Here is a 5,235-nt window from a genome sequence, read left to right on the forward strand (position 1 = left end):
CCGGCGAGGTCCAGGAGCAGACCACCGACCGTATCCCACTCGTCGTGCGGCAACTCGACATCGAGCGCATCTTCGAGGTCCTCGACAGGGAACCGGCCATCAACGAGATAGGTACCGCCCTCCTCTTCGACGAAGAGCGGATCCTCCGTGTCGTATTCATCGATGATCTCCCCGACGAGTTCCTCCAGAAGGTCCTCGATGGTCACCAGACCGGCCGTTCCCCCGAACTCGTCCACCACGATCGCCATGTGCTGCTGTCGTGTCTGCATGTCTCGCAGCAAGTCGGGGATGCGCTTGGTTTCGGGTACGAAGTAGACCGGCCGCATGATGCGGGTCACGGGCTCGGGACCGCCGCCACGATCCATGATGCTCAGCAGGTCCTTGGCGTACACGAAGCCGACGATGTCATCAGGGCTCTCTCCCACCACGGGGACCCTCGAGAAACCCTCCTCGATCACGATATCGAGCGCCCGGTCCGTTGTCTCTTCCCGGTCGATCGTCACCATGTCCGGCCGCGGAATCATCACCTCGCGTACCAGCGTGTCCGAGAACTCGAGGACAGAACTGATCAGCTTCAGTTCCTCTTCCTCTTCCTCGTCCGGCACATCGTCTTCTTCCGGCTCTTCGATCAACAGGTCACCCGTCCGCCGCCCAAGCCCGGCCACCAGGAAGAGCAGTCCTGAGAAACGGTACGCAAGCGAGGCCGTATGTCCTCGTCCATAGGCTCGCGGGAGTATGTCCCCCGTCAGGAGAACGACACCCGCAAGACCGACGAGCGCACCGAAGAGCGCCCACCCTGTCAGGATGGTCGTGAGCGCCCATGTTGCCGGAACGGCAGCGGCCACCAGGATTCCCGAGTGAACCATCCCGATGGACGCTTGAAGTCTCACTCGATCCTCGAGGAGATCCGCGACGGTGCCGGCACCCGCCACGGCCTCGGCCCCGTCTCTCATGGCATCCGCACGCGGTGTCAGCATCAACGAGACCGCAGCAGCACGGACTACACCCGCGAGCAGCAGAAACAGAAGCGCCGCCACAAAACCGAGGATCACGAGTGGCCCCCGAAGTAGACGCTCACAGCGAGGCGCCATGCACGAAGAGCGAAGGACCGAGGGCCGATCATGGCCGTCGCCTTCCGTCCTTCTTCAGGAGTGCTCGCTCACGGGCTTCCATCCGCTCTGCGTCCTCATCATTCGTGTGGTCATAGCCGAGCAGGTGGAGAATGCCATGCACGACCATGAGCGCCAGTTCATCTTCGAACGACACACCCATCTCGCCGGCTTGCCGTCGCACATACTCTGGAGCGATCACGACGTCCCCCAGATTCAGCGGCGGATCTCCCGGACCGGGATCCGGATACTCACCTGGAGAGAGGTGTTCGAGAGGAAACGCCAGGACATCGGTCGGTTCCCCCCGTTCCATGAAGCGCTCGTTGTACTCGGTCATCTGATCGAGATCAACGAGCATCAGCGTCAGGTCGGCTTGATGCGGAAGGCCTTCCTCTTCAAGCACCATCGCGGCAAGCCGCCGGAGCGGCTCGGCTTCTATCGGTTCATCCTGTTCATCGGCCACAAAGACACTCATGAGGTCGCCTCGGGTACTGTGATCGGTGATTCGGCAGACGTATCCGGGAACCCCGGGTAGGGAATCCGTTGGTGGTAGTAGCCGACGAGCGAATCGACGAATGCGGCCTTGACCCTCGTGAGCTCGCCAAGCGTGAGGTCACTCTCCCCCAACTGCCCATCGGCCACCTTCTCTCCAACAACATGTTCGACGACCTCCTCGATGCGGTCCGGCGTCGGATCCTCGTCGGCGAACACCGCCCTCGTCGCACTCTCCAGGGCATCGGCCATCATGAGGATCGCCATCTCCTTTGACTGAGGCTTGTGCCCGTAGTGGCGGTAGTCGTCCACCTTGACGTTGTCGACGCCGTACCGCTCACACGCCTTGTGATAGAAATACCGCATGATTCCGTCGCCGTGATGCGACACGATTCCGTCCGCCACCGCCGTCGGTATCCGATACCGTTTCGCCAGCTCGACTCCCCTGGAAACGTGGTCGCGAATGATCGCGGCAGACTCCTCCGGCGGAAGACTGTCGTGCGGGTTCGAGATCCCGAACTGGTTCTCGATGAAGAACTGCGGATTCTGTGTCTTGCCGAGGTCGTGATAGTACGCGGCCGCTCTTGCGAGCAGGTTGTTCGCACCGATCGTCCTGGCAGCCCTGTCGGCAAGTGTCCCCACCATCAGCGAGTGGTTGAACGTACCCCGGGCCTCCTCCTCCATCATCTGGAGTGCTGGATGGTTGCGATCGGTCAGGTCCAGCAGCCGCAGCGTTGTCGTCACGTCGAACATGATTTCGAGGAACGAGACAGCGGCCACGCCGATCAGTCCAGACAGGAACAGGCCGTTTGCGAACCCGTACAATCCCGCCGTGATCGCACCATCCCAACCGTTGAAGAACCACGCGATTCCGGCGGACATGGGAAACATCACGAGCGCGGTGTACACGATCGCCTTGCGCAGGTCTCCCCTGGCAGAAATGGAGGAGACGAAGGGGATGGGAGTCATCGTGGAGAGCAAGGCGAAGAGGGTGAGGCCGGCGTCGCGGGTGGCGAGACCGGTCAGCGCCCCGACCGCCATGGCCATGACGACACCGATTCGCGCATCGAACAGAATCGCGGCCATGAATCCGAACATCGCGGCGGGAAGCAGGAATCCGACTGCCGGCTGATCGGCAGGTGTCAGGATCGCCACGCCTCGAGCGACCAGCGCTGCCAGCACGATGAGGAGCCCGAACAAGAGCACCCTTCGTGTGTGCGCCCAGAACTGGGCCCGGAACCGAGCCAGGTAGAAGATCAACATGCCGACCACCAGGACGACGACGAGCAACATGGCTGCCCGCTCGGGCACCGTTTGGCGCAACAGACTGAGTTCTTCGATGGCGGCGAGTTCGACATCGGTCACCGGGGTGCCGACGCCCACGATCTTCTCGCCCTGTTTGTACTCCACCTCGACGTCGGGGATCGCGTCCCTGGCCTCTTGCTTGAGTTGTTCGGTCTTGGCCTCGTCTTTGAACTTGTTGATCTGGAGCAACGCCGACACGACATCACCGGCTGCCTTGCTCGCATCGAAGTCCAGACTCCCGTCCAAACTGACGGTTGGCGGGATTTGCGCGAGACCCGCCCGAGCGGTGGCGAGGTCGTCGGCATTCGCCAGGCCCTGCTGCAGCAGGGTTCCTGCACGGTCGAGCGCTGCCGCCCGGATCTCGGCAAGGTACGGAACACGGCCGGTGACGAGACGCATCACATCCGCGGTGGCCACCGAAACCAGGAACTTTCGAGTCTCGGGTTGCAGGGTCGGGTATTCGGCTTCGAGCAGCTGGGCCTGTGTTTCGAGGTCGCTCAACTGCGGCGCGTAGCCAATCGGATCGACCTCGAGCACTTTCCCTTCTCGAGCGGTGAACGACTGCGGATCGCCGACCGTCGAGAGCGCGAAATGCTTGGGAATCGTCGAATCATCGACATCGACGACCACCGTTCCAACCTCCACACCGGTGGCCCGATACCGGCCTTCCTGATCGGTCTCCACCTCTTGGATGGTTCCGTCATTGCCCGTGACCGCGACCGTCGCACCGTTCTTCGGGAAATCTCCTGCCTCGGTGTCGAATACTCCATCCCCGTCCGCATCGAGAAAGACGATCCCCGTGACCTCGGTGGTTGCAGGAGCCTGTGTCGTCGTGGTCGTCGATTCGTCGCCGGCGGCGGTCGTCGCGGTCGTCGTCGAAGCCGTGGTCGTGATCTCGGGCTCCGTGACCGTCGTCGTGGAAGACTCAGGTACGGGCTCAGGCAGGAATACCGCTGCCGCGACGGTATCGAAGAGCTGTCCGATCCCGATGAGCACCTCCTGGCTTCGCTCAGGATCCGGTGAATAGACCGGTTCGATCTTGTCGGCCGCAGCACTCTTGGCCTCGGCTGTCGCAACAGGATCAATGACCTTGACATACTGATCGGCGAAGAAGTCTTGCGGGGACGGCTCCCCCACGGCCACCGTCACAACGGCGGTCTGCTGTCCGATCATCAGCGCACCCCACGTCAGAGCGACGGTGGCGACGACGATCAGGAGACGCACCGCTGTGGCCTTCGTCAGGTACCTACTCATTTGAACGCTGCTCCTCGTACCGCTGGTACGCGTCCACGATGGCCGCAACGATGCGATGACGGACGACGTCTCTCGAAGTGAGTTCCACGAACGCGACACCGGAGATCCCGCGGAGAACCTGGCGGGCTATCCGAAGGCCGGAGCCCTTCCCTGTCGGCAAGTCGACCTGCGTGATGTCTCCGGTGACGATCATCTTCGAATTGAAGCCGAGTCGAGTGAGAAACATCTTCATTTGTTCCGGTGAGGTGTTCTGCGCCTCATCGAGGAGCACGCAGGCGTCGTTCAAGGTTCGCCCGCGCATATACGCCAGCGGAGCGATCTCGATAGTTCCGCGCTCCATCAGCCTGCCGGTCTCTTCAGGACCAAGCATCTCGTAGAGGGCGTCGTAGAGCGGCCGCAGGTAGGGATCGATCTTGGCCGCGAGATCGCCGGGGAGAAATCCCAGTCGCTCGCCGGCCTCCACGGCGGGCCTCGTCAACAGAATCCTGCTGACTGCTCCACTCTGCAGGGATTCGATGGCGGTAGCCATGGCGAGATACGTCTTGCCCGTCCCTGCGGGTCCGACGGCAAAGACCATCGTGTTCTCACGGATCGCTGCGATGTACCTGCTTTGGCCGACCGTCTTCGGCCTCACCACCTTGCCACGTCCGACGGGGACTCCCTCGGTGAGTACTCCGGAGGGACTCGGGACATCCTCTTCGACCATCTGGATGACCCGGCGGACACGGTCGGCGTCGAGGGTCTGGCCCTCTTGGACCAGGATCAGGAGCTCCTCGAGGACGGTGCGCACCTCTTCCGCTTCCTCACCGGCGAGCATGAATTCGTTGCCTCGGGCGATCACCTGGACGTTCGGATAGGCGCTTTCGAGAGATCGCAGGTGCGCGTCTCTCTCACCCACCAGTTCGAGCATCAGGTGGTTGGACGGAACGCGAAGGCGCACAACAGCATCAGGAGCACTGAGCAGAGAATCCTCATTCAGAGGCATAGACCATAAGAGTATAGGTGCGAGGGTGTCCTGAAGGGAACCGAAAGGCGGCCGGCAACCAGTCGTCAGTCGTCAGTCGTCAGTCGTCAG

Annotated in this window: 4 protein-coding genes; all 4 read right to left on the bottom strand. The window is 62.1% G+C overall.

Annotated elements, in window-relative coordinates:
* On the bottom strand, positions 1–1,037 hold a 1,037-nt coding region (locus GWP04_12030; GenBank protein ID NIA26277.1), incomplete at its 3' end, for a CBS domain-containing protein.
* Positions 1,038–1,119: 82 nt separating this feature from the next.
* Positions 1,120–1,584, bottom strand: coding sequence for an rRNA maturation RNase YbeY (gene ybeY, locus GWP04_12035; protein ID NIA26278.1), 465 nt, complete (start codon positions 1,582–1,584; stop codon positions 1,120–1,122).
* The gene (locus tag GWP04_12040; GenBank protein ID NIA26279.1) at positions 1,581–4,160 is read right to left on the bottom strand and encodes an HDIG domain-containing protein; all 2,580 of its coding nucleotides are present in this window, start codon (positions 4,158–4,160) and stop codon (positions 1,581–1,583) included. The genes ybeY and GWP04_12040 overlap by 4 nt, the downstream gene beginning before the upstream one ends.
* Positions 4,153–5,145 carry an AAA family ATPase gene (locus GWP04_12045; protein NIA26280.1) on the bottom strand — a complete coding sequence of 331 codons (993 nt, stop codon included), beginning with the start codon at positions 5,143–5,145 and terminating at the stop codon, positions 4,153–4,155. The genes GWP04_12040 and GWP04_12045 overlap by 8 nt, the downstream gene beginning before the upstream one ends.
* Between the last annotated feature and the right edge of the window lie 90 nt (positions 5,146–5,235).

Source organism: Gammaproteobacteria bacterium, from assembly GCA_011682695.1.
Classification (GTDB): Bacteria; Actinomycetota; Acidimicrobiia; order Spongiisociales; family UBA4744; genus BMS3Bbin01.

What these genes read in the sequence shown, in the direction of transcription:
- ybeY (NIA26278.1), bottom strand. Translation starts at nt 1,584, where the DNA reads ATGAGTGTCTTTGTGGCCGATGAACAGGATGAACCGATAGAAGCCGAG.
- GWP04_12045 (NIA26280.1), bottom strand. Translation starts at nt 5,145, where the DNA reads ATGCCTCTGAATGAGGATTCTCTGCTCAGTGCTCCTGATGCTGTTGTG.
- GWP04_12040 (NIA26279.1), bottom strand. Translation starts at nt 4,160, where the DNA reads ATGAGTAGGTACCTGACGAAGGCCACAGCGGTGCGTCTCCTGATCGTC.